This is a genomic window from Bradyrhizobium sp. ISRA436 (genome assembly GCF_029910015.1).
Classification (GTDB): Bacteria; Pseudomonadota; Alphaproteobacteria; order Rhizobiales; family Xanthobacteraceae; genus Bradyrhizobium.
Genome location: NZ_CP094519.1, coordinates 2,621,148 through 2,640,306 on the forward strand (window position 1 = coordinate 2,621,148; position 19,159 = coordinate 2,640,306).

The window sequence follows — 19,159 nt, forward strand, 5'->3', positions numbered from 1 at the left end:
ACTCTCATCCCTCCTTGTTCGCCTGCATCGCGGTCTCGAACTTCTCGCCGAACTCCGTCAGCTCGTCGGCGCCGATATCGCTCACCGCCCAGTACTTCAGACCGTGATCGCTCCAGCGGCGGATGTTGAAGCCTTGCAGCGTCGTCATCGTCGCCAGGCGGCGTTCGGTGTTCGCGGTCTGCGCCACGAACAGGTTGATCACGTGCTGGCGCCGCTTGTAGACCACGGCGCCGATCTCGCGGGCGTTGACGTAGTCGAGCCGGCCCCCGATCAGCGTGAAGCCCTGAGCGGTGAGGTCGATCACGGGCGGCGAGACGTCGAGCTTGCCGTTGAACCACGGCTTCACCGTGTGCTGGTCGGTCGAGACCACGTCGGTGAGGTGTCCGGCCTGCAGCGAACGCAGATGCGCCGACACCACCTCGGCCTCGATGCGCTGCTCGTCGTCGTTGCGCAGTACGATCGCGAACAGGCCGGTTGCGGCGATCGCCGAAACCGCAGAGCCCATCGCGAAGCCGCGCAGCACCGAACGGCGGCTCGGCGTCGCCTGCGGCTGAGGCTGCGGCAACGCCTTCTCGATGCGACGGCGCAATTCGAGCGGCGCCTTATAGTGCAGATCGGTCTCGGCCATTGCCTGGCGGATCTCCTGATACTCCTTCATCAGCGCGGCGCAATGCGCGCAGCCCTCGATATGGGTCTCCACCTCGCGCGCATGGCCGGCGTCAAGCTCGCCGTCGATCAGCGCGTGAAGCAGCACTTCGGCTTCCTCGCAGGTCATTTCGCTTGCTCCTGTTCCGCAAGCCAGGCTGACCGCAGCATGGCGCGGGCGCGCGCGAGGCGGGACATCACGGTGCCGACCGGCACGGCGGCGACATCGGCGATCTCGCGGTATGAAAGATTCTGGATTTCCCTGAGCACGAAGGTCTCGCGGAACGGCTCGGCGAGCGCCGCGATCAACTTGCGCACGGTGTCGCCGTCGAAGCGGCGCAGCATCTGCCGTTCCGGCGTCTCCGGGGTTTCGTGCCACAGCGGCGCCTGCTCGGCGCTTTCGGGCATCTCCTCGACGGTGGTGGGGGCGGTCTTGCGCCGCGCATATTCGGCGCGGCAAACGTTGCGCAGGATTGCGAACAGCCACGGCTTCATCGCCGGACCGCGATAGCTGTCGAAATGCTTGTAGGCGCGCAGATAGCACTCCTGCACCGCGTCCTCGGCGTCGGCGGCGTCGCGCAGCAAATAGCGCGCCAGCGTGTAGGCCTCGTCGAGATAGGGCAGCGCGGCCTCGCGGAAGCGCCGCGCTCTATCGGGGTCGTCGTCCGACGCTCTGACCGCCATCGTGTTCTGCCCGGCGTTTCCAGAAGGAGCTTTCGCCCGGCCGAGGACCGAACCCCACCGGCCGGGCCTGGTTGTGATGACCTGGCTGGTCACGTTACCCAACCTTGATGCTGCCTGTCATGTGCGGATGCAGCGAACAGAAATACTTGTACTCACCGGCTTCCGTGAAGGTGAACGAGAAGGTGCCGTCGGTGTCCATCGGCTTCGAGCGGAATTTGCCCGCACACACCACGGTGTGAGAGATGTCGTCGCGATTGGTCCAGGTCACGGTGGTGCCGACCTTCACGTCGAGCTGGGCCGGCTGGAACACGAAGTTGTCGATGTGGACAGCGACGTCGTCTGCGCGGGCCGCGGAGACAGGCAGCAGCATGGTCGCGACCACGGCGATGCCGAAGTCGCGGCGGTTGATTGAAGTCATGGCTTTGTCGTCCTTTTCTTAGCCCTGCAGCGGCGTGTCGATGATGGCGAGCCGCTCGGTGCCCTGCTTGAAGTTGATGCTGGCGACGCCGAGCATGCTGCGCAGCTTTGAATCCTCGACCTTCATCGGGCCGGGCGAGGGGGCAGAGCCCGGCGCCGGTTGCGGGAATGCGGTGGAGCGCGCGGTGTGGAAGGTAACGTTGCCCTCGACCTTCTGCATCACCTGGTGGATGTGACCGTTGAGCACGGTGACCGAGCCGAAGCCCTTCACATATTCAAGCGCGCGGCCGCCGTCCTCGGTGCCCCAGCCCCATTGCGGATAGACAGTCCACAGCGGGATGTGGGCGAACAGTACGATCGGCGTGGACTTCGAACGGCCCTTGAGGTCGTTCTCCAGCCATTCGAGCTGCTCGTTGCCGAGATTGCCGAGGCCGCCGCCCTTGAGGTCGACGACGTTGACGAGGCCGATGAAATGGACGCCGCCGGCATCGAAGGAATACCAGCCGGCGCCCGTGGTGCCGCGGCCGTAGCGCTCCTTGTAGAGCTTGACCTCCTCGTCGATGAAATCGTGCTCGCCCGGCACGTAGTGCACGTCGAGCTTGGCCTGCGAGATGATGCGCTCGGCGTCGTCGAACTCGGAGGCCTTCGACAGATGCGAGATATCGCCGGTGTGGATCATGAAGGAGGGCTTGGCCGGCATCGCCTTGACCTTGTTGATGGCCTCTTCCAGCGTGCCGATGGCGTTCGGATTGGCCGGCTTGTCGAAGCCGACATGGCTGTCGCTGATCTGCATGAACGTCATGCCGGACGCCTCGGCGGCCGCGGCCGAGTCGACAATGCCCAGCGAATGCGGCACGCCCCCGGTGATCGTCCAGAGCACGCCGGTGCCGGCCCAGGTCATGCATTCCAGCACCTTGCGTCGGCTGACGCCTTTTTCCTCATCGTGATGGTCGTGATCGCTCATGGCAAAGTCTCCCGTGGGCCCAGGGATTGGGTTTCCGGGGAAGTGATCGGCTGGCGGGGGCGTTTATTCCCGCCATCCCGGGCGGGACAGGGGAGATGACGATTTCGTGAGGGGCGCCTTCGAAATGGGGCCAAACGCTTCCGAACATGAACGGCCGCAACAAAGGTGTCTTGCAACCGTCAGCATAGTGTCAGCGCTCCTGCGCAAAGATGGCAGACTTCCTTCGCCACACTTGGAGAGCCCTATGAGCGACCGCGCAGGCGTTGAGCATCACAACAAGGCGGCCGAGCATCACGAACACGCGGCGCACCATCACCGCGAAGCTGCCAGGCACCACGAAGCCGGCGATCATGAGAAGGCGGCGCACCACGCGCATAGCGCCTATGGCCATGCAAGCCATGCCCAGCATCACCACACCGAGGCCAGCCGGCATCACGCCGAGCGCCACGGCAAGCATTGATCGGTTCCAGTACTGCGTGAGTAGCGTCTGCCGTCCCCGCAAGGGGGCGGCATTTTTCGTGCAGCGTTGGTGATGGAACGGCCCGACAATGCCCATCATGCTGCCGCGTCGCGACCGGCGGCTCATATCAGTTGCTAGATCTCCATCCGGCTGCCGATCTCGATCAGCGAGCCGCGCGGGATCCGGAAGCGATCGATCGCGTGCGCGGAATTCCGTGCCATGAAGGCGAACAGGGCAATCTGGAATCGGGCCAATGGATTGCGGCGCGGGCGGCTGACGGGATCGTGGCGCTCGATGTAGTAGGTCGTGTCGTGTTGGACCGGCACTCCGACTTGCTTCGCATTCGCCAGCACGGTCGGGAGATCCGGGATCTCGACGAAGCCGAAATGCACGGTGATGTGCCAGAGGCCTTCGCAGAGCTGCTCGCAGCGAATGCGATCGGCCGGCCGGATCCGGGGGACGCTTTCAAAGCTTGCGGTTAGCGCGATTGCCGTCCGGTGCAGCGAATGCGCCTGCCTGACATAGTCGACGATGATCGGCGGAATCCTGTGGCCGAGCCGGGTGAGGAAGATCGCGGTCCCCGGCACGCGCACGATGTGCTGCTCGCGCAGGCCAGCGACAAACGCATCGACGTGCTGCGCGTGCGCCATGCTTCGCCGATGCAGCGCGTCGATGCCGAAATGCCAGGTGGTCATGATGGCAAATACCAGCGCGCCGAACAGCAGGGGAATCCAGCCGCCTTCCTCGATCTTGAAGAGATTGGCGAGGAAGAACGCAAGATCGACCGTGAGCAGCACGCCCGTGATCGCGGCCGCCCGCACCGCGCTCCAGTGCCAAGTGCGTCGCATCACCTGGAAGAGCAGCGCGGTGGTCAGCACCATGGTCGTTGAGACGGCGGCGCCATAGGCGCCCGCGAGCCGATCGGAGCTGCCGAAGCCGACCGCGAGCGCAACTGTCAGGCACATCATCGTCCAGTTCACGAAGGGCACGTAGATCTGGCCGTATTCCTCGGCCGACGTCTGGTTGATCCGCACGCCCGGAAACCATCCGAGCTGCATGGCCTGTCGCGTCATCGAGAACGAGCCGGTGATGATGGCCTGGCTTGCTATGATGGTCGCCAGCGTCGCAAGCGCCACCAGCGGATAGATCGCCCAGATCGGTGCGAGTTTGAAGAACGGATTGGCGCCATGATCAGGCGATGCGATGAAATTGCCGACCTGGCCTGCGTAGTTCAGCACGAGCGCCGGCAGCACGATTCCGTACCAGGCGAGCCGGATCGGCTTGCGGCCGACATGTCCCATGTCGGCGTAGAGCGCTTCGCCGCCTGTGAGCGCGAGGAAAACGCCGCCGAGCAGCGTGAAGCCGAGCAGACCATGGGTGGTCAGGAGCAGAAAGCCGTGTTCCGGATTGAGCGCGCGCAAGACGTCGGGATGCCGCGCGACCGCGCTGATGCCGAGCGTCGCCATGGTCAGGAACCAGAGCAGCATCACCGGGCCGAACGCCTTGCCGACGGTTGCGGTTCCGTGACGCTGAAACGCGAACAACCCGATCAGAATCGCGGCGGCGATGGGCATCGTATACGGCCTGAACACGTCGGTTGCGACATTCAGGCCTTCGACCGCGCTCAGCACCGAGATGGCCGGCGTGATGATGCCGTCGCCATAGATCAGGGTGGCGCCGAACAGCCCGAGCGCGATCAGCCATCGGCCGTGGCCGGACCATCGCGAGCCGGTCAGCGCCATCAGCGCCAGAATGCCGCCCTCGCCATGATTGTCGGCGCGCATCACGAATAGGCAGTACTTGATCGAGATCGTGATGATCAGCGCCCAGACGATCAGCGACAGCGAGCCGAGCGCAGCTTCCGGGGTGAAGCTATCGCCCATCAGGTGAACGATGGTTTGCAGCGTATAGAGAGGGCTGGTGCCGAGATCGCCATAGACGATGCCGAGGGCAAGCAGGATGCTGGTCGCGCTCGGCGCCTGCTCAAACCGGCTGTGCGCCGTGCCGGTGAAGCCAGTCTTGTCGTCCAGGGCAGAAATCGTCGAAAAGGGCATCCGCTGCTACCATCGTCATGACGTCCCGAGCAAGTGGCCGACCACCCGGCTGCTGGTCACGCCGTTACAACGACGATGGCGCCGGATCGTTGCGCGGGTGCCCATCGACTTCAGCGGTGAACGTCCTGAGCGCATTGAGCAGCCGATCGGGCGCTTCCTGCGCGACGCAGTGTCCGATGCCCTCGAATGTCCACCGGGTTGCATGCGGGATCAGCGCGGCGGCACGTGCGGCCATCTCCTTGTAGATCGGCCATGACTGCTCGGCGGTGGCGATGCGGACCGGACAGCTGATTTCGGACAGCCAGGGAAACGGATTGCCGCGCGTATCGCCGCTATAGGTCTGCTCCATCGCCTGGAAGATCGGCTTGAGCAGCGCGGATTCGATCTCGGGCGTGCAGCGCAGCCGTATGCGGCCATCGTCGAGCTCGGCGAAGCCGTGGCGGACATAGGCCCAGAGCGCAGGCTCGGTCCATGGCGCGAAGGCCGGCGCCTTGCGCAGCCGCTGGAACAGGACGTCCGGACTGTCGAATTCGGCCTGGCGGCGCAGCACGCCTTGCACCGATGCCATGGCTAACTCGCTCAGGCCGCCGGTGCGCCGCGTGCGCGGATCCATCACCGTCGGCTCCATCACGAACAGGTGCGCGAAGCGTCCGGGCATCAGTTTCGCCGCGAGCAACAGGTCGGTGGCGCCGGCACTGTGGCCGATGCCGAAGATGCAACGGAAGTCGAGGCTCTCGACCACTGTGCAGACGTCCTCGGCAAAATCCTGGAAGTGATAGCGATCGGCGGGCGGCTTGTGGCTGAGCCCATGGCCGCGACGGTCGAGCGCGTAGACCGTGTAGTCTGACGCCAGCGCCGCCGCGACTTCGGTCCAGACCTCGGCGACAAATCCGGTGCCGTGCAGCAGCAGCGCCGGCGGCTTGCCTGAGGCGGGCTCGCCCCATTGTGCCAGCGCAAGCGGCGCCTCGGCGCGGCCCACGACAATGCGGTGCGGCTGCGTCATCGAGCTATCGCGCGTCCTGCAGGATCATTCCCGCAGCCTTCTCGGCGATCATCGCGGTCGGCGTGTTGGTGTTGCCCGAGGTGATCGTCGGCATCACGGAGGCGTCAGCGATGCGCAGGCCGTGGAGACCGTAGAAGCGCAGACGCTCGTCGACGACCGCCAGGGGATCGTTGGCCGTCCCCATCTTCGCGGTGCCGACGGGGTGGAAGATCGTGGTGCCGATGTCGCCCGCGGCCTTTGCGAGTGCGGCATCGTCGTCGCCGATGGAGGGGCCGGGCAGGAATTCCTCAGGGTGGTACTTTTCCAGCGCCTTCTGCTTCATCAGCCGCCGCGTGGTGCGGATCGCATCGGCCGCGACCTGGCGGTCGTCGTCGGTCGAGAGGTAATTCGGCGCGATCGACGGCTTGTCATCCAGCGCGGACGAACGGATGCGCACGGTGCCGCGCGAGGTCGGCTGCAGATTGCAGGCGCTCACCGTGATCGCAGGGAAGCGGTGCAGCGGATCGCCGAACTTGTCGAGCGACAGCGGTTGCACATGGAACTGGATGTTGGCGCGCGATCGCGTCGGATCGGAGCGCGTGAAGATGCCGAGCTGCGACGGCGCCATGGTCAGCGGACCGCGACGGCGGAAGGCGTAGTCGAGCCCCATCAGGCCGCGGCGCACCAGGTTGTAATAGGTCTCGTTCAGCGTGCGAACGCCCGAGACCTTGTAGATCGCGCGCTGCTGCAGATGGTCCTGTAGGTTGCGACCGATGCCCTGCACATCGAGCACGATATCTATGCCGAGCGGTGACAGCCACTCGGACGGGCCAATGCCGGAGCGGTGCAGCACTTGCGTCGTGCCGATCGAGCCGGCGCAGAGGATCACTTCGCCCTTCGCGCGCGCCTCCACCACATCGTTGCCCTGGCGGAACAGCACGCCGGCGGCGCGGCCGCTCTCGATGATCAGGCGGTCGACCAGCACATTGGTCTCCAGCCGCAGGTTGGGGCGATTGAGCACCGGCTTGAGGAAGCCGCGTGCCGACGACCAGCGCCGGCCGCGCTTCTGGTTGACATGGAAGTAGCTGGTGCCTTCGTTGTCGCCGGTGTTGAAGTCCGGGATGCGCTTGATGCCCATCTCTTCCGCGGCATCACCGACCGCATCGAGGACCTGCCACGACAGCCGCGGTGCCTCGATGCGCCAGCCGCCGCCGACACCGTGATGCTCGCTTTCGCCCAGGAAGTGATCCTCGAGCCGCTTGAACACCGGCAGCACGTCGCTGTAGCTCCAGCCAGTGAGCCCGAGCTGGCGCCAGTGATCGTAATCGGCGGCCTGTCCGCGCATCGAGATCATGGCGTTGATTGCCGACGAGCCGCCGATCACCTTGCCGCGCGGATAGCTCAGTGCGCGGCCATTCAGGCCGGGCTCGGCCTCGGTCTTGAACATCCAGTCCGAGCGCGGATTGCCGATCGCGAAGAGATAGCCGACCGGGATGTGAAACCAGATCCAGTTGTCCTTGCCGCCGGCCTCGAGCAGCAGCACGCGCTTGTTCGGATCGGCCGACAGGCGGTTGGCCATGATGCAGCCGGCCGTACCCGCGCCGACGACAATGTAGTCGAAATCACCCTCGAGCCTTCGCGGCATGTCCTCGTTTCCCGGCGGTCATCTTTGCTCAGACTATTAGACCGATATCTCGTCAGCCTGAATCGAAATCTGCGGCGTCAAGCCCGAGATTACCCACTTACCAGACATGCTGCGAATCGCCAAAGCCGACGCGGATGGCCTCTCTCAGAACATCAGCGATGTCTGGTTTCGCGTCGCTTTCTCGGACTTATTCCGCGGCAGCGCGCGCCGGCGCCGCGGCGAGCCGCATCGTCAGGCTGACCGCAATCAGCACAATGAGATTCACCGCCAGTGCGACGATGCCGATGTTGAGGTCCTGGACCTGGGCCGGCAGCCACGACAGCTTGTGGAAGTTTGCACCGCTCAGGCTGACGACGGCGACCGTGGCGACGCCGGCGATGATGCCCGCCGCCGCACCCTCGCGCGTGGCGATGTTGCGGTGCGCGAGGCTGAGCACCAGGGCGGGAAACAGCTGCGTTACAAAGCTGTAGCCCATCAGCAGGAGGGCCACGATGGTCTCCCCGCCCTTCAAGGTGAAGAACACCGCAACCAGCGCCACCAGCGGCACCAGGATCTTCGCAAGCCGCGATACCTGCTCGTCATCGGCCGACGGCTTGACAGCGCGGTAGAGATTATTGGCGATCAATGTCGCGGCGGTCATCAGGATCATCGAGCCCGGCACCAGTGCGGTGAGCACGCCGGTCGCGCCGATCACGCCGACGAACCAGGGATCGAACGTCTTGACCGACAGCTTGAACAGCGCAAGATCGATGTTGGAGCCCGTGAGCCCCGGGACCTGCAGGGTCGCCGCGAAGCCGACGAAAAACACAAACAGCAGGATAAGCTGATAAAGCGGCAGCACGATCGCATTCTTGCGGATCACCGTGGCGCTCTTGGCGGTGTAGATTGAGCCGAAGGTGTGCGGCCACATGTAAAAGCCGAGGGCGGTGAGCAGTACGGTCGAGGAGAACCACCACAGGCTCTCGCCGTGCGGTGGCAGCACGATGAATCCCGGCTTGGCCTGCTCGATCGCCGCGAACATCGACCCCAGTCCGCCGTAATAATGATAGGGCAAATAGATGCCGAGGAAGATCACGATGCCGAGGATCAAGGTGTCCTTGGCGACCGAGGTCCATGCCGAACCGTGCACGCCCGACACCATCACGTAGGCGGCGACGATGGCGGCGCCGATCCAGATCGCAAGTGTCGAGGAGATCGCGCCGTAGCCGGCGACTTCGACGATGATGCCGAGCCCCTTGAACTGGAGCACGAGGTAGGGGATCAGCGCCGCTATGTCGACGAGCGCGACGATCACGCCGAGCGTCGGGCTGTCGTATTTGTGCACGAAGAAGTCCGACTGCGAGTAGAGCCGGTTCTCCTTCGCGTAGCGCCAGATCGGCGGCAGCATGAAATAGGAGAGCACGTAGGCGAGCGTACCATAGGCGAGAATGTAATAGGCCGGCGCGCCCTTGCCGTAAGCGTAGCCACTGCCGCCGAGGAAGGTGAAGGTGGTGTAGATCTCTCCGGCGAGCAGCAGGAACACGAAGATCGCGCCGAAACCGCGTCCGCCGACCGTCCACTGCTCGAGGTTCATGTCCTTGCCGCGTCGGGCGAGAAAGCCGAGGACCAGCGCCAGCAGCGCGGCGGCGGCGATAAAGGGCAGTGCTGCGTTCATGGCTCGTCCTCCCGGTTGATCGGATCGGCCGCGTAGATCACGGCCATGATGAGGGAGGTGAGCAGAATCCACACCACGATCCAGGCCAGCAGGGACGGCAGGCCGAGGATGAGCGGCGTCGCCCGGTTGACGAAGAACGGACCGACGAGGAGAGCGAGGAACGGGGCAACGGCGAGCCAGCGGATGCTGCGCATGGACGAGGCCTCTGGTTTGCAGTGAGAACCTATCTCATTCGCGAAAGTTCCCGGCGTTCCGAATGGTTGCGAAAGCTTCAGGTTGGTGGCGGGGCGGGGAGGCTATTCAGGGACGACCGGGTTCGGCCAGCGCGACCTCCTGCCTGGGCCTGGGAACGCTTGGGGGCTGTCTCGGCAAACGCGGTGATAGCTGCGCTCGTGGAGGCTCCCCCTCACCCAGAACGCATCTGGCGATCCGTTCCGGCCTCTCCCCGCAGGCGGGGAGAGGCGAAGTGGAGTTCGCTGCTTCAGCGCACTCCGTTAGCCCGCTTTCGCGCTCGCCGGGAACTCCAGCATTGCTTCGCCGGCTGCAACCGTTTCGCCGCGGTGGTTCTGCACGGACACATCGACCAGCACCCAGCGCGACTTGGTCGTCACTTGCTTGGCCTTGATGGTGCCGGCCGGGCGGACCGTGTCGCCCGGCTTCACCGGCTTCAGCCAGCGCGTCTCGAGGCGGCGATGGATCGCGCCCGCGGGCATCGCCCAGTCGGTCAGCATGCGCGAGATCAGGCCGAAATTGTTCATGCCGTGCATGATGATGCCGCCGAAATTGGTCTTGCCGAAATTGCCCTTCATGTAGTCGTCGTCGAGATGCAGCGGGTTGTAGTCGAGCGAGGCATCGCAGAACAGGCGGATGGATTCCCGCGAGATGGCAAACGCGGGACCGTCGATGGTGTCGCCCGCCTTGAGCTGATCGAAATTCACTGTGGTCATCCTGAACTTCCTTACATCGGACGGATGGTCTGACCGCGACCCGAGCAGATCACGTCGCCATGCTGGTTGAAGAAGACGTTGTCGTGCACCACGAACAGCCGCTCGCGCTTGATGAACTTGTCGAGCGCGCGGGCCTGCAGCGTGATGGTGTCGCCGGGTCGAGCAGGGATGTTGTAGCTCCAGGACTGTCCGGCATTGACGGTGCCCGGCGAGCGCATCCAGTCGTCGGCCGGCGTGCAGGCGAACATCAACAGGATGTGGATCGAGGGCGGCGCGATCAGCCCGCCATAGGGGCCGGCCTTCGCCACCGCTTCGTCGAGATAGAGCGGATTGGTCTCGCCGACCGCGCGGCAATACAGCGCGATCGCCTCCTGCGTCAGCTTGTAGGGCAGCGTCTTGCGCGGCTCGCCCGGAACGATCTCGTCCCAGACCTTGCGCAGCTTCGCGTCCTTCCAGAAATCGGTTTCGAAGGTGCCGGCCGCAGAACTTTCCGCTTGCGCCATCTCTGTTTCTCCTGCTAGTTCGCCAGGCGAACTATTCATTCGCTATTTGAACTGACGCTAGCGCGGTCGGGGGACCCTGACAAGCGCGGAGAGCCGCTCACGTGCGGGCTGCCATGCGGGCTGCGATGTCATGAGCAAAACGACGCCCCCAACAAAATGACGCCATGAGCAAAGAGAGCGACGGCTTCGTACGCGCGATCGCGCGCGGCTTCTCGATCATCGAGGCGCTCGGGAAGCCGCCGGGACGGCACACGCTGGCGGAAACAGCGGATACCGCCGGCCTCAACCGCGCCACCGCGCGCCGCATCCTGGCGACGCTGGTGGCGCTGAAATATTGCGCTTCCGACGGACGCTATTTCAGCTTGAGGCCGCGCGCGCTCGGGCTCGGCCTGTCCTACCTGAACGCTCTGCCGTACTGGGCGCATGCGCAGCGCGCGCTGGAAAATCTGCGCAGCGAGATCGGCGAGTCCTGCGCCATGGCCGTGCTCGACGAGGACGAAATCGTCTACGCGCTGCGCCTGCCCGCGCGCCGTATCCTCTCGGCCAATCTCGGCGTCGGCAGCCGCCTGCCGGCGCATCTGGTATCGCTCGGCCGCGTGCTGCTCGCGGCGCTGCCGCCCGCGAGCCGCGACACCTATCTCGCCTCCGGCACCTTCAGGCAGGTCACGCCGCGGACGATCACGGATCCGGCGCGGCTCGGCGTGCTGCTCGCGCGCGTCGAGAGCGAGGGCTATGCCTGGGTCGACGGCGAACTCGATCCGGCGATCTGCGGCATCGCGGTGCCCTTGCGCGATCCGGCCGGCGCGGTGGTCGCAGCGCTCAGCGTCAACACCATCTCGGGCACGGTCAGCGAGGCCGGCGCGCGCAAGAAATATTTGCTTCCGCTGCGCCGCACCGCACAGGAAATCCGCAGCCAGATGCTCACGTCGGGTTAGCCGAAATCATCCGGGCTGCGCCGCGCGCGCAACCGGCGGTCGGTCGGCTCTGCATTTGCTGCTCCGCCGGACCCGGTCTAAGGCATGCCACAGCCGTTGGGTGGACCGGTCCTTGCATGCTAGAGAGGATAACTGCAGTCCAACCTTCGAGGTCAGAACTCTCATGCCCATCGTCAACCGCGTCGCCGATCTGCAACCCGATATCCAGGCCTGGCGCCGCAACATCCACGAAAACCCCGAACTGCTCTATGACGTGCATCGCACTGCATCATTCGTGGCTGACCGGTTGAGGGAGTTCGGCTGCGATGATGTCGTGACCGGCGTCGGCAAGACCGGCGTGGTCGGGGTGATCAAGGGCAAGAAGGGACCCGCCAAGGGCGACATCAAGGTGATCGGGCTCCGCGCCGACATGGATGCGCTGCCGATCCACGAGGAAACCAACCTGCCTTACGCCTCCAAGACGCCCGGCAAGATGCACGCCTGCGGCCATGACGGCCACACCGCGATGCTGCTCGGCGCCGCGCGTTATCTCGCCGAGACGCGCAATTTCGCCGGCGACGCCGTCGTGATCTTCCAGCCGGCCGAGGAGGGCGGGGCCGGAGCCGCCGCGATGATCAAGGACGGCCTGATGGACCGTTTCGGCATCGAGCAGGTCTACGGCATGCACAACGGCCCGGGGATTCCGATCGGCTCGTTCGCGATCCGCACCGGCCCGATCATGGCCGCAACCGACGCGATCGACATCAAGATCGAGGGGCACGGCGGTCACGCCGCGCGGCCGCACAAATGCATCGATTCCGTGCTGGTCGGTGCGCAGCTCATCACCGCGCTGCAGCAGATCGTCTCGCGCACCGTCGATCCGCTCGATTCCGCGGTGATCTCGATGTGCGAATTTCATGCCGGCAACGCCCGCAACGTGATCCCGCAGACCGCGGAGCTGCGCGGCACCGTGCGCACGCTGACCAAGGAGGTCCGCGACCTCGTCGAGAAGCGCGTGCGCGAGGTGGTCGACGGCGTCGCGAAGATGACCGGCGCGAAAATCGATCTCACCTATGAGCGCGGTTATCCGGTCACCGTGAACCACGGTTCGCAGACCGAATTCGCGACCCACGTCGCGAAGGAAGTCGCCGGCGCCGCCAACGTGCACGAGATGCCGCCGCTGATGGGCGCCGAGGATTTCTCCTACATGCTGGAATCGCGGCCCGGCGCCTTCATCTTCTGCGGCAACGGCGACAGCGCGGGCCTCCACCATCCCGCCTATAATTTCAATGACGAGGCGATCGTTTACGGCACATCGTATTTCGTGAAGATCGTGGAGAACGCGCTGGCGGCGTGATTTCTCCCAGTCGTCATTGCTGCCTCACGCATCCCACCTCACCGGCAGCGAGACCGGCCCGCGGAACACCCAGCCGCGCACGACCGGCGGGGCGTCGTCGCGGAGCCGCAAATTGCGCAGGCGCTCGAACAGCATCGGCCCCACGATCTTGCCGACGGTGAGCCGCGAGACCCAGGTGCCGGCGCAGAAATGCGGCCCGGCGCCGAATGCCAAATGCGACTGTTTGGGGCGCGAGACGTCGAAGTTGTCAGGGTCGGCAAACCGCTTGTCGTCGCGGTTCGCCGCGCCGATGCAGAGCCCGATTTGAAGGTCCTGCGGCAGCGTCACGCCGGAAAGATCGACGTCGCGGGTCACGCGGCGCGGATACATGCCGATCGGCGAGATCCAGCGCACCGCTTCTTCGAGCGCGGCCGGCCACAGCTCCGGCTTCGCCAGCACGCTTCTCTTCTGCGCCGGATTTTCCAGGAGGCCGAGCACGAGCGTGAGGATCGCGTCACGCGGCTCGTTCAGCCCGCCGCCGATGATCACTTTGATGTTGGCTCTGACAGCCTCGATCGACATCGGCGGATCGGCATTGACCATCGACGACAGGATCGAGGGATTGGGATGGCTGCGGTGATGATCGAGCACCACCTCGATCGCGGCGTCGACGGCGGCCCCGGCTTGCATCGCCTTGCGCTCGATCTCGGGATCGCCGGCATAATTGCCCGCGCCGTCGATCAGCGCTTGCGACCATTCGGCAAGGGTCTGCCACGGCATCGGCTCGAAGCCGATCATCTCCATCAGGCTGAGGGACGCCATCGGTGCGGCAAGCGCATTGAACAGATCGGCCTCGCCCGCGCCGGCGAGCGCGTCGATCAATCGCTCGCAGATCGCCGTGAACTTCGGCGCCCAATGCTCCTTGACCATCGCGGGCCGGAAGGACGGTTCGATCGCCTTGCGGCCGATCGCATGTTCGGCGCCGTCCTTGCGCATGAAGGTCGGCCCCATCACCTTGTTGACGAGCGAGGTGGGGTTGTCGGCCGAATAGGTTGCCGGATCGCGCTCGATCTTCGTGATGTCGTCGAAGCGCGTCACCAGCGTCAGCTTCGCCGTCTCGACGAACACGGCGGGCGCCGTCGCGCGCAGGCGGCGAAAGATCGGATAGGGGTCGTCGAGCAGATCCTGATACGAGATATCCGTGACGACGGGCATGGTGCTGGTCATTGATCCTCCCGGGCGGCTTTTTTGCAAAGGCTAGCCGCGGGCGCGTAATCGCTCAATTCGATAGAGCCAATTCAGGCCATCGAAATTCTGCATGACATGTGATAGGCTGCGGGCACCGGCCAACGCGGGAGGCGACGGGTGGCGGGCAATTCATCGATCGATCCGATCGACATCGGGAGCTTGCGGACGCTGGTGCTGGTGTACGACCTGCAGTCATTCTCGGCTGCGGCCAAGCGGCTCGACGTCAATCAGTCGACGATCAGCTACGCGATCGAACGACTGCGCGGCGTGCTGCGCGATCCGCTGTTCGTCCGCCAGGGCAATGGCGTCAGCGCGACCGAGCGCTGCGCGGCGCTGGTCGCGTGGGCGCGGGACATGATCGGCGAGATGGAGGGGCTTGCCGTGCCGGCCGAGTTCGACCCGGCCGTCGCGCAGGGCACCGTGACGATCTCTTGCAACTATCACGAACGCCAGACGCTGATCCCGCAATTCTGCGCCCGGCTGCGCGCGAGCGCGCCGCAGGCGCGGCTGGTGCTGCTCGATGCCGCCGGACATGGCAACGTCCATCTCAAGCAGAACCAGTGCGACATCGTCCTTGGTCCGGTCGGGATCGTCGGCGGGAGCTTCTATCGGCGCCACATTCTTACTGATCACTATGTTTGTGTGATGGATCCGGACAATCCGCTCGCGCGCGGTCGCGTCGCGCTGTTGGCCTATGCCAGGGCGCAGCATGTCTTTGTGACCCATAGCGGCGAGTGGCAGCCGCTCTATCTCGATGTTCTCAAGGCCAAGGACATTGCGCTGGAGCCGGCGGTAACCCTTCCCAATCATGACAGTCTGGAGCGCATCATCGCCGGCACCCGGCTCGTCGCCACCATTCCGTATCATCTGGCGCGCGCGATGCGCGGCGGGCTGCATGTCGCTGCCCTGCCGTTCCGGGTGCCGATCTCGATCGACATGTACTGGAGCGCCAGGACCGCCAAGTCAGGCTTGCACAAATGGGCGCGCGGTCTGCTCGCCGAGGTGGCCAAGGGCTACGCCGCCTGAGCATCCGGCCCTGCGCGGTGGCCATTGCTTCACGCGCCAAATGCACAAGGCCCGCACCGGATGGTGCGGGCCTTGTCGTCCGGCGCGGGGCATCGCGCCGACGGCGTTGTCGTCAGAACACGTAGTACAGAACGCCCGAGAGGATCATCGCGGCCGGCAGCGTCAGCACCCACGCCATCGCGATGTTGCGGATCGTCGTCCATTGCAGACCGGACCCGTTGGCCGCCATGGTGCCGGCGATGCCCGATGACAGCACGTGCGTGGTCGAAACCGGCAGGCCGTAGCCGTCGGCGGCAGCGATGGTCGCGGCCGCCGTGATCTCGGCGCAAGCGCCCTGCGCATAGGTCAGGTGGGTCTTGCCGATCTTCTCGCCGACGGTGACGACGATGCGCTTCCAGCCGACCATGGTGCCGAGGCCGAGCGCGATGGCGACGGCGAACTTCACCCAGCTCGGGATGAACTTCGTCGCGTTGTCGAGCGAGCCCTTGTATTCGTTCAGCGTGGCGACATCGGCGGCGGAGAGCTCGGCTTCCTTGTCCTTCATCAGGAAGCGGATTGCCTCGGAGGCCAGGTACATGTCGTTGCGGGTGTTGCCGACCGCGTGAGCCGGAAACTTGGCCAGCGATCCGTACTGGGCAACCTGCTGACCGATGTCGCGGACCAGCACGGCGAGCGACGGGAAGGTGCCTTCGTTGATCTGGTGCTGGGAGACATAGTTGGTCACGGCGGGGCGGGGGTTGCCGATCACGTTGTAACCGGAGGCCTTGCCTTCGATGACCTTGCTGGCCGCAGCCGAATGCGCGGCGAACTGCTCGATCTGGCTGCTCGGGAGCGCGCGGTTCAGCGCATAGGCGGTCGGCACGGTGCCGATCAGGATCAGCATGATGAGGCCCATGCCCTTCTGGCCGTCATTGGAGCCGTGGAAGAAGCTGACCAGCGTGCAGGTCAGGATCAGGATGCCACGGATCCACCACGGCGGCGGCTGGTCGCCGACCGGCTCGCCGAACAGTTTGGGCGTCGCGCGCAGCAGCACGGCCTTGAGGACGTAGAGCAGAAGGGCCGCGAGCACGAAGCCGAACAGCGGCGACAGCAGCAGCGCCTTGGCGATGTTGACCGCCTGCGACCAGTCCACACCCGAAGTGCCGTCGCGGCCGCGCAACAGCGCATTGGTGATGCCGACGCCCATGATCGATCCGATCAGGGTGTGCGAGCTCGAGGCCGGCAGGCCGAGCCACCAGGTGCCGAGGTTCCAGATGATGGCGGCGATCAGGAGCGCGAACACCATCGCGAAGCCCGCACTGCTGCCGACCTGCAGGATCAGCTCGACCGGAAGCAGCGACACGATGCCGAACGCGACCGCGCCGCTCGAGAGCAGCACGCCGAACAGGTTGAACATGCCCGACCAGACCACGGCAACGTGGGCGGGCAGCGAGCGGGTGTAGATCACGGTCGCGACCGCATTTGCGGTGTCATGGAAACCGTTGACGAATTCGAAGCCGAGCGCAATCAGCAGGGCGACGAACAGCAGGATGAAGGGGAGATAGGAGGTGACGCGAGCGCCAGTGGCGTCGATGTCAGCGTAGATGCTGTAGGCGACGAAGAGGAGCGCTGCCGAGACCACGCCCATGTAGATGATGCCGGTCAGTGGGTGAAAGCCCTTGTCGAGATCGGGACCTTTCTTCAAGGCAGGTTCGATCGAGCCGGGTAACGCCACGTCGCTCATGGGTAATCTCCTATTGCAATGGCGCCGATTTTGATCGATGCACATGACAAGCAATTGAAATCCGGCGCGGCCGGTCGGCCATAATGGCGTGGGTCGAGTCATTGCTTGCAATGCAATCCACGCACAGGCCCTGAAGATTTCAGACGCGGCAATCTTCAGTAACATCAGTAACAAACGTCACTGATTGCAGACGCCGGTGCGGACTGCGTCTTGCGGACCAGGAAACCGCGGAGGCTGCGTTGGAAGGATCAGGCAGCGTATGGCCAAAGGATCCGGCGGGCCGGCGGGTAGAGGTCGCGCGCCACGCGGTTGGGGCTAGTCGAACCGCGCAGCGCGCTGGCCTCAGGGTACGTCATGGCGTGAACATGACGCCCAATGCCTATTGAGCCTGTGATACTATCATGGATCAATTAAAGGTTGTAGGTTTTTCTCGGCCCGTTTCTGACTTTTCACATCAAGGTGTGAATTTCGGGGACGAGTTGTTGCGCGGGCACATCAGGCCGCGCGAGCGGAACGGCGCAGCAAGCCGGCCGCGATTTTCAGGTCGTCGACAAAGCGTTGATATTCCTTCGCCTTGGTCTCCTCATCGGGCAGCCGCAGCAGATAGGAGGGATGCACGGTGACCAGCACCTTGGTTCCATCATGGTCGATCAGGCGGCCGCGGTTCCTGTTGATCGGCGTGATCTTGCCGAGCACGCCCTGTGCGGCCGTCGCGCCGAGCGCCACCACCAGTTCCGGTTTGATGGCCGCCAGTTCACGCTCGTACCATTGACGGCAGGCGCGGATTTCCGACGTGCTCGGCTTCTGGTGCAGCCGGATCTTGCCGCGCGGCACGAATTTGAAATGCTTCACCGCATTGGTGATGTAGACCTTGCCGCGGTCGATGCCGGCCTCGTCCAGCGCGCGATCGAGCATCAATCCGGCCGGACCGACGAACGGCTTGCTGGCGAGATCTTCCTTGTCGCCGGGCTGCTCGCCGACCAGCATCAGGGTTGCGCTTTGCGGCCCTTCGCCGAACACGGTCTGGGTTGCATCCTTCCACAGCGGGCAGGCCCGGCAATCGGCGGCTTCGGCGCGTAGCGTCGCGATCGTGTCGTGGGCGTCTCTGCGGGCCATCGGCGTGTCCTGCGGTTTTTGCGGCGCCTGCGGTTTCGACGCCTTGTTTGCGATGAAGGCGCCGCTCGTCATCCGCATCGCGTCTTCGAGCAAGGGCTTAATGATCGAGTCCTCGGGCAGGTTCCTCCAATAGGCCTGCGGCATCTCCATCACTTTCAGCCGTGCGGGATTGAAAAGACCGCTGTAATGACGCCGCCAGATCTCTTCGAGCCGCTCCTCGGTCGGCACTTCGGATTTGTCAACGCCGGAGGTGATCGAGATCGCATGCCCATCCCAATGCGCGCAGACGTCGGGGGTCAGGATCGACCACGGCATGTCGGCGAAGCGGCTGGCGAAGAAGGGCGCGGCGAGCTCGACGATGTGATGCTCCGGCTCGAACCAAGCGACGTAATGCGCCTTCTCGCGACCGATTTCGCGGAAGCGCACAAGCGCGTGCATCCTGTCCATGTCGCGATAGACCGCGCGCGCCATCGCGTTAACCTCGGCGACCTCGGGATCGATCGTCGCGCTGAGCAGATCGTGATGGCTGCGCAGCCGCCATACGAGGCGATACAGCAGGGCGAAGCGTTCGTCATGGCGATGCAGGATCGCGGTCCTTGCCAGCTCGACGAAGCTGGCGGGGACGTTGAACGTCGCATGCGGCGCATCGGGCAGGTCGTTCGCGTGAGATGACGAAAACAATTCGGCCTTGCCGCGCACCGTCCACGCGACATCAGATGGCCTCACGTCATTCAGCGCCAGTCGTCGCGCGGCCTTGCGCCAGCCTTCGAAATCGGTGTCGCTGTCGAGCATGATGATATGCATGCGATCTGCTCCGTTTCCGTCTCGCCGTCATTTCGGG

The 19,159-nt window shown here is 64.7% G+C and carries 18 protein-coding genes; 3 read left to right on the plus strand and 15 right to left on the minus strand.

Annotated features, from left to right (window positions below; translation table 11 throughout):
- Window positions 1–4: 4 nt before the first annotated feature.
- The 12 genes from MTX23_RS12225 to MTX23_RS12280 form a co-directional block, all read right to left on the minus strand.
- A complete protein-coding gene (locus MTX23_RS12225) occupies window positions 5–775 on the minus strand; it encodes an anti-sigma factor (RefSeq protein ID WP_280976890.1) in 771 nt (256 codons plus the stop codon).
- Window positions 772–1,329, minus strand: coding sequence for a sigma-70 family RNA polymerase sigma factor (locus MTX23_RS12230; RefSeq protein ID WP_280976891.1), 558 nt, complete (start codon window positions 1,327–1,329; stop codon window positions 772–774). The genes MTX23_RS12225 and MTX23_RS12230 overlap by 4 nt, the downstream gene beginning before the upstream one ends.
- Window positions 1,330–1,423: 94 nt before the next feature.
- On the minus strand, window positions 1,424–1,747 hold the full coding sequence (locus tag MTX23_RS12235) for a cupredoxin family copper-binding protein (RefSeq protein ID WP_280976892.1): 324 nt from the start codon (window positions 1,745–1,747) through the stop codon (window positions 1,424–1,426).
- 18 nt (window positions 1,748–1,765) lie between these two features.
- Window positions 1,766–2,710, minus strand: coding sequence for a metallophosphoesterase (locus tag MTX23_RS12240; protein ID WP_280976893.1), 945 nt, complete (start codon window positions 2,708–2,710; stop codon window positions 1,766–1,768).
- Between the two features lie 190 nt (window positions 2,711–2,900).
- A complete protein-coding gene (locus MTX23_RS12245; protein ID WP_280976894.1) occupies window positions 2,901–3,269 on the minus strand; it encodes a hypothetical protein in 369 nt (122 codons plus the stop codon).
- Between the two features lie 35 nt (window positions 3,270–3,304).
- Complete coding sequence (locus tag MTX23_RS12250; RefSeq protein WP_280976895.1) at window positions 3,305–5,224, minus strand: KUP/HAK/KT family potassium transporter; 1,920 nt, start codon at window positions 5,222–5,224, stop codon at window positions 3,305–3,307.
- A gap of 64 nt (window positions 5,225–5,288) precedes the next feature.
- The gene (locus tag MTX23_RS12255; protein ID WP_280976896.1) at window positions 5,289–6,227 is read right to left on the minus strand and encodes an alpha/beta hydrolase; all 939 of its coding nucleotides are present in this window, start codon (window positions 6,225–6,227) and stop codon (window positions 5,289–5,291) included.
- 4 nt (window positions 6,228–6,231) lie between these two features.
- Window positions 6,232–7,851, minus strand: a complete 1,620-nt coding sequence (locus tag MTX23_RS12260; RefSeq protein WP_280976897.1) for a GMC family oxidoreductase N-terminal domain-containing protein — start codon at window positions 7,849–7,851, stop codon at window positions 6,232–6,234.
- A gap of 187 nt (window positions 7,852–8,038) precedes the next feature.
- A complete protein-coding gene (locus tag MTX23_RS12265; protein ID WP_280976898.1) occupies window positions 8,039–9,505 on the minus strand; it encodes a sodium:solute symporter in 1,467 nt (488 codons plus the stop codon).
- Entirely contained in the window at window positions 9,502–9,699 is a 198-nt protein-coding gene (locus tag MTX23_RS12270; protein ID WP_280976899.1) for a DUF3311 domain-containing protein, read from the minus strand. The genes MTX23_RS12265 and MTX23_RS12270 overlap by 4 nt, the downstream gene beginning before the upstream one ends.
- Before the next feature lie 300 nt (window positions 9,700–9,999).
- Window positions 10,000–10,452, minus strand: a complete 453-nt coding sequence (locus tag MTX23_RS12275) for a MaoC family dehydratase (protein WP_280976900.1) — start codon at window positions 10,450–10,452, stop codon at window positions 10,000–10,002.
- 11 nt (window positions 10,453–10,463) lie between these two features.
- A complete protein-coding gene (locus MTX23_RS12280) occupies window positions 10,464–10,955 on the minus strand; it encodes a MaoC family dehydratase (RefSeq protein WP_280976901.1) in 492 nt (163 codons plus the stop codon).
- A gap of 164 nt (window positions 10,956–11,119) precedes the next feature.
- On the opposite strand from MTX23_RS12280, the gene MTX23_RS12285 reads away from it, so the two are divergent.
- Window positions 11,120–11,890 (plus strand): IclR family transcriptional regulator C-terminal domain-containing protein, encoded by a 771-nt coding sequence (locus MTX23_RS12285; RefSeq protein WP_280976902.1) that lies wholly within the window; start codon window positions 11,120–11,122, stop codon window positions 11,888–11,890.
- A gap of 163 nt (window positions 11,891–12,053) precedes the next feature.
- Window positions 12,054–13,226 (plus strand): M20 aminoacylase family protein, encoded by a 1,173-nt coding sequence (locus tag MTX23_RS12290; protein ID WP_280976903.1) that lies wholly within the window; start codon window positions 12,054–12,056, stop codon window positions 13,224–13,226.
- A gap of 24 nt (window positions 13,227–13,250) precedes the next feature.
- Here the strand turns inward: MTX23_RS12290 and MTX23_RS12295 are convergent, their stop codons facing one another.
- Window positions 13,251–14,432 (minus strand): cytochrome P450, encoded by a 1,182-nt coding sequence (locus MTX23_RS12295; protein WP_280976904.1) that lies wholly within the window; start codon window positions 14,430–14,432, stop codon window positions 13,251–13,253.
- Between the two features lie 138 nt (window positions 14,433–14,570).
- Between MTX23_RS12295 and MTX23_RS12300 the strand changes: the two genes are divergently transcribed.
- On the plus strand, window positions 14,571–15,479 hold the full coding sequence (locus MTX23_RS12300) for a LysR family transcriptional regulator (RefSeq protein ID WP_280976905.1): 909 nt from the start codon (window positions 14,571–14,573) through the stop codon (window positions 15,477–15,479).
- 112 nt (window positions 15,480–15,591) lie between these two features.
- Here the strand turns inward: MTX23_RS12300 and MTX23_RS12305 are convergent, their stop codons facing one another.
- Window positions 15,592–17,202, minus strand: a complete 1,611-nt coding sequence (locus MTX23_RS12305; protein ID WP_280976906.1) for an inorganic phosphate transporter — start codon at window positions 17,200–17,202, stop codon at window positions 15,592–15,594.
- A 495-nt stretch (window positions 17,203–17,697) separates the two neighbouring features.
- Window positions 17,698–19,122: a UdgX family uracil-DNA binding protein gene (locus tag MTX23_RS12310; RefSeq protein ID WP_280976907.1), complete on the minus strand. Its 1,425-nt coding sequence runs from the start codon at window positions 19,120–19,122 to the stop codon at window positions 17,698–17,700.
- Window positions 19,123–19,159 lie beyond the last annotated feature (37 nt).

Excerpts from the sequence above, each read along its gene's own strand:
- MTX23_RS12290 (WP_280976903.1), top strand. The coding sequence starts at position 12,054 with ATGCCCATCGTCAACCGCGTCGCCGATCTGCAACCCGATATCCAGGCC.
- MTX23_RS12235 (WP_280976892.1), bottom strand. The coding sequence starts at position 1,747 with ATGACTTCAATCAACCGCCGCGACTTCGGCATCGCCGTGGTCGCGACC.
- MTX23_RS12250 (WP_280976895.1), bottom strand. The coding sequence starts at position 5,224 with ATGCCCTTTTCGACGATTTCTGCCCTGGACGACAAGACTGGCTTCACC.
- MTX23_RS12245 (WP_280976894.1), bottom strand. The coding sequence starts at position 3,269 with ATGATGGGCATTGTCGGGCCGTTCCATCACCAACGCTGCACGAAAAAT.
- MTX23_RS12295 (WP_280976904.1), bottom strand. The coding sequence starts at position 14,432 with ATGACCAGCACCATGCCCGTCGTCACGGATATCTCGTATCAGGATCTG.
- MTX23_RS12240 (WP_280976893.1), bottom strand. The coding sequence starts at position 2,710 with ATGAGCGATCACGACCATCACGATGAGGAAAAAGGCGTCAGCCGACGC.
- MTX23_RS12275 (WP_280976900.1), bottom strand. The coding sequence starts at position 10,452 with ATGACCACAGTGAATTTCGATCAGCTCAAGGCGGGCGACACCATCGAC.
- MTX23_RS12265 (WP_280976898.1), bottom strand. The coding sequence starts at position 9,505 with ATGAACGCAGCACTGCCCTTTATCGCCGCCGCCGCGCTGCTGGCGCTG.
- MTX23_RS12280 (WP_280976901.1), bottom strand. The coding sequence starts at position 10,955 with ATGGCGCAAGCGGAAAGTTCTGCGGCCGGCACCTTCGAAACCGATTTC.
- MTX23_RS12260 (WP_280976897.1), bottom strand. The coding sequence starts at position 7,851 with ATGCCGCGAAGGCTCGAGGGTGATTTCGACTACATTGTCGTCGGCGCG.
- MTX23_RS12225 (WP_280976890.1), bottom strand. The coding sequence starts at position 775 with ATGACCTGCGAGGAAGCCGAAGTGCTGCTTCACGCGCTGATCGACGGC.
- MTX23_RS12255 (WP_280976896.1), bottom strand. The coding sequence starts at position 6,227 with ATGACGCAGCCGCACCGCATTGTCGTGGGCCGCGCCGAGGCGCCGCTT.
- MTX23_RS12230 (WP_280976891.1), bottom strand. The coding sequence starts at position 1,329 with ATGGCGGTCAGAGCGTCGGACGACGACCCCGATAGAGCGCGGCGCTTC.
- MTX23_RS12285 (WP_280976902.1), top strand. The coding sequence starts at position 11,120 with ATGAGCAAAGAGAGCGACGGCTTCGTACGCGCGATCGCGCGCGGCTTC.
- MTX23_RS12310 (WP_280976907.1), bottom strand. The coding sequence starts at position 19,122 with ATGCATATCATCATGCTCGACAGCGACACCGATTTCGAAGGCTGGCGC.
- MTX23_RS12270 (WP_280976899.1), bottom strand. The coding sequence starts at position 9,699 with ATGCGCAGCATCCGCTGGCTCGCCGTTGCCCCGTTCCTCGCTCTCCTC.
- MTX23_RS12305 (WP_280976906.1), bottom strand. The coding sequence starts at position 17,202 with ATGAGCGACGTGGCGTTACCCGGCTCGATCGAACCTGCCTTGAAGAAA.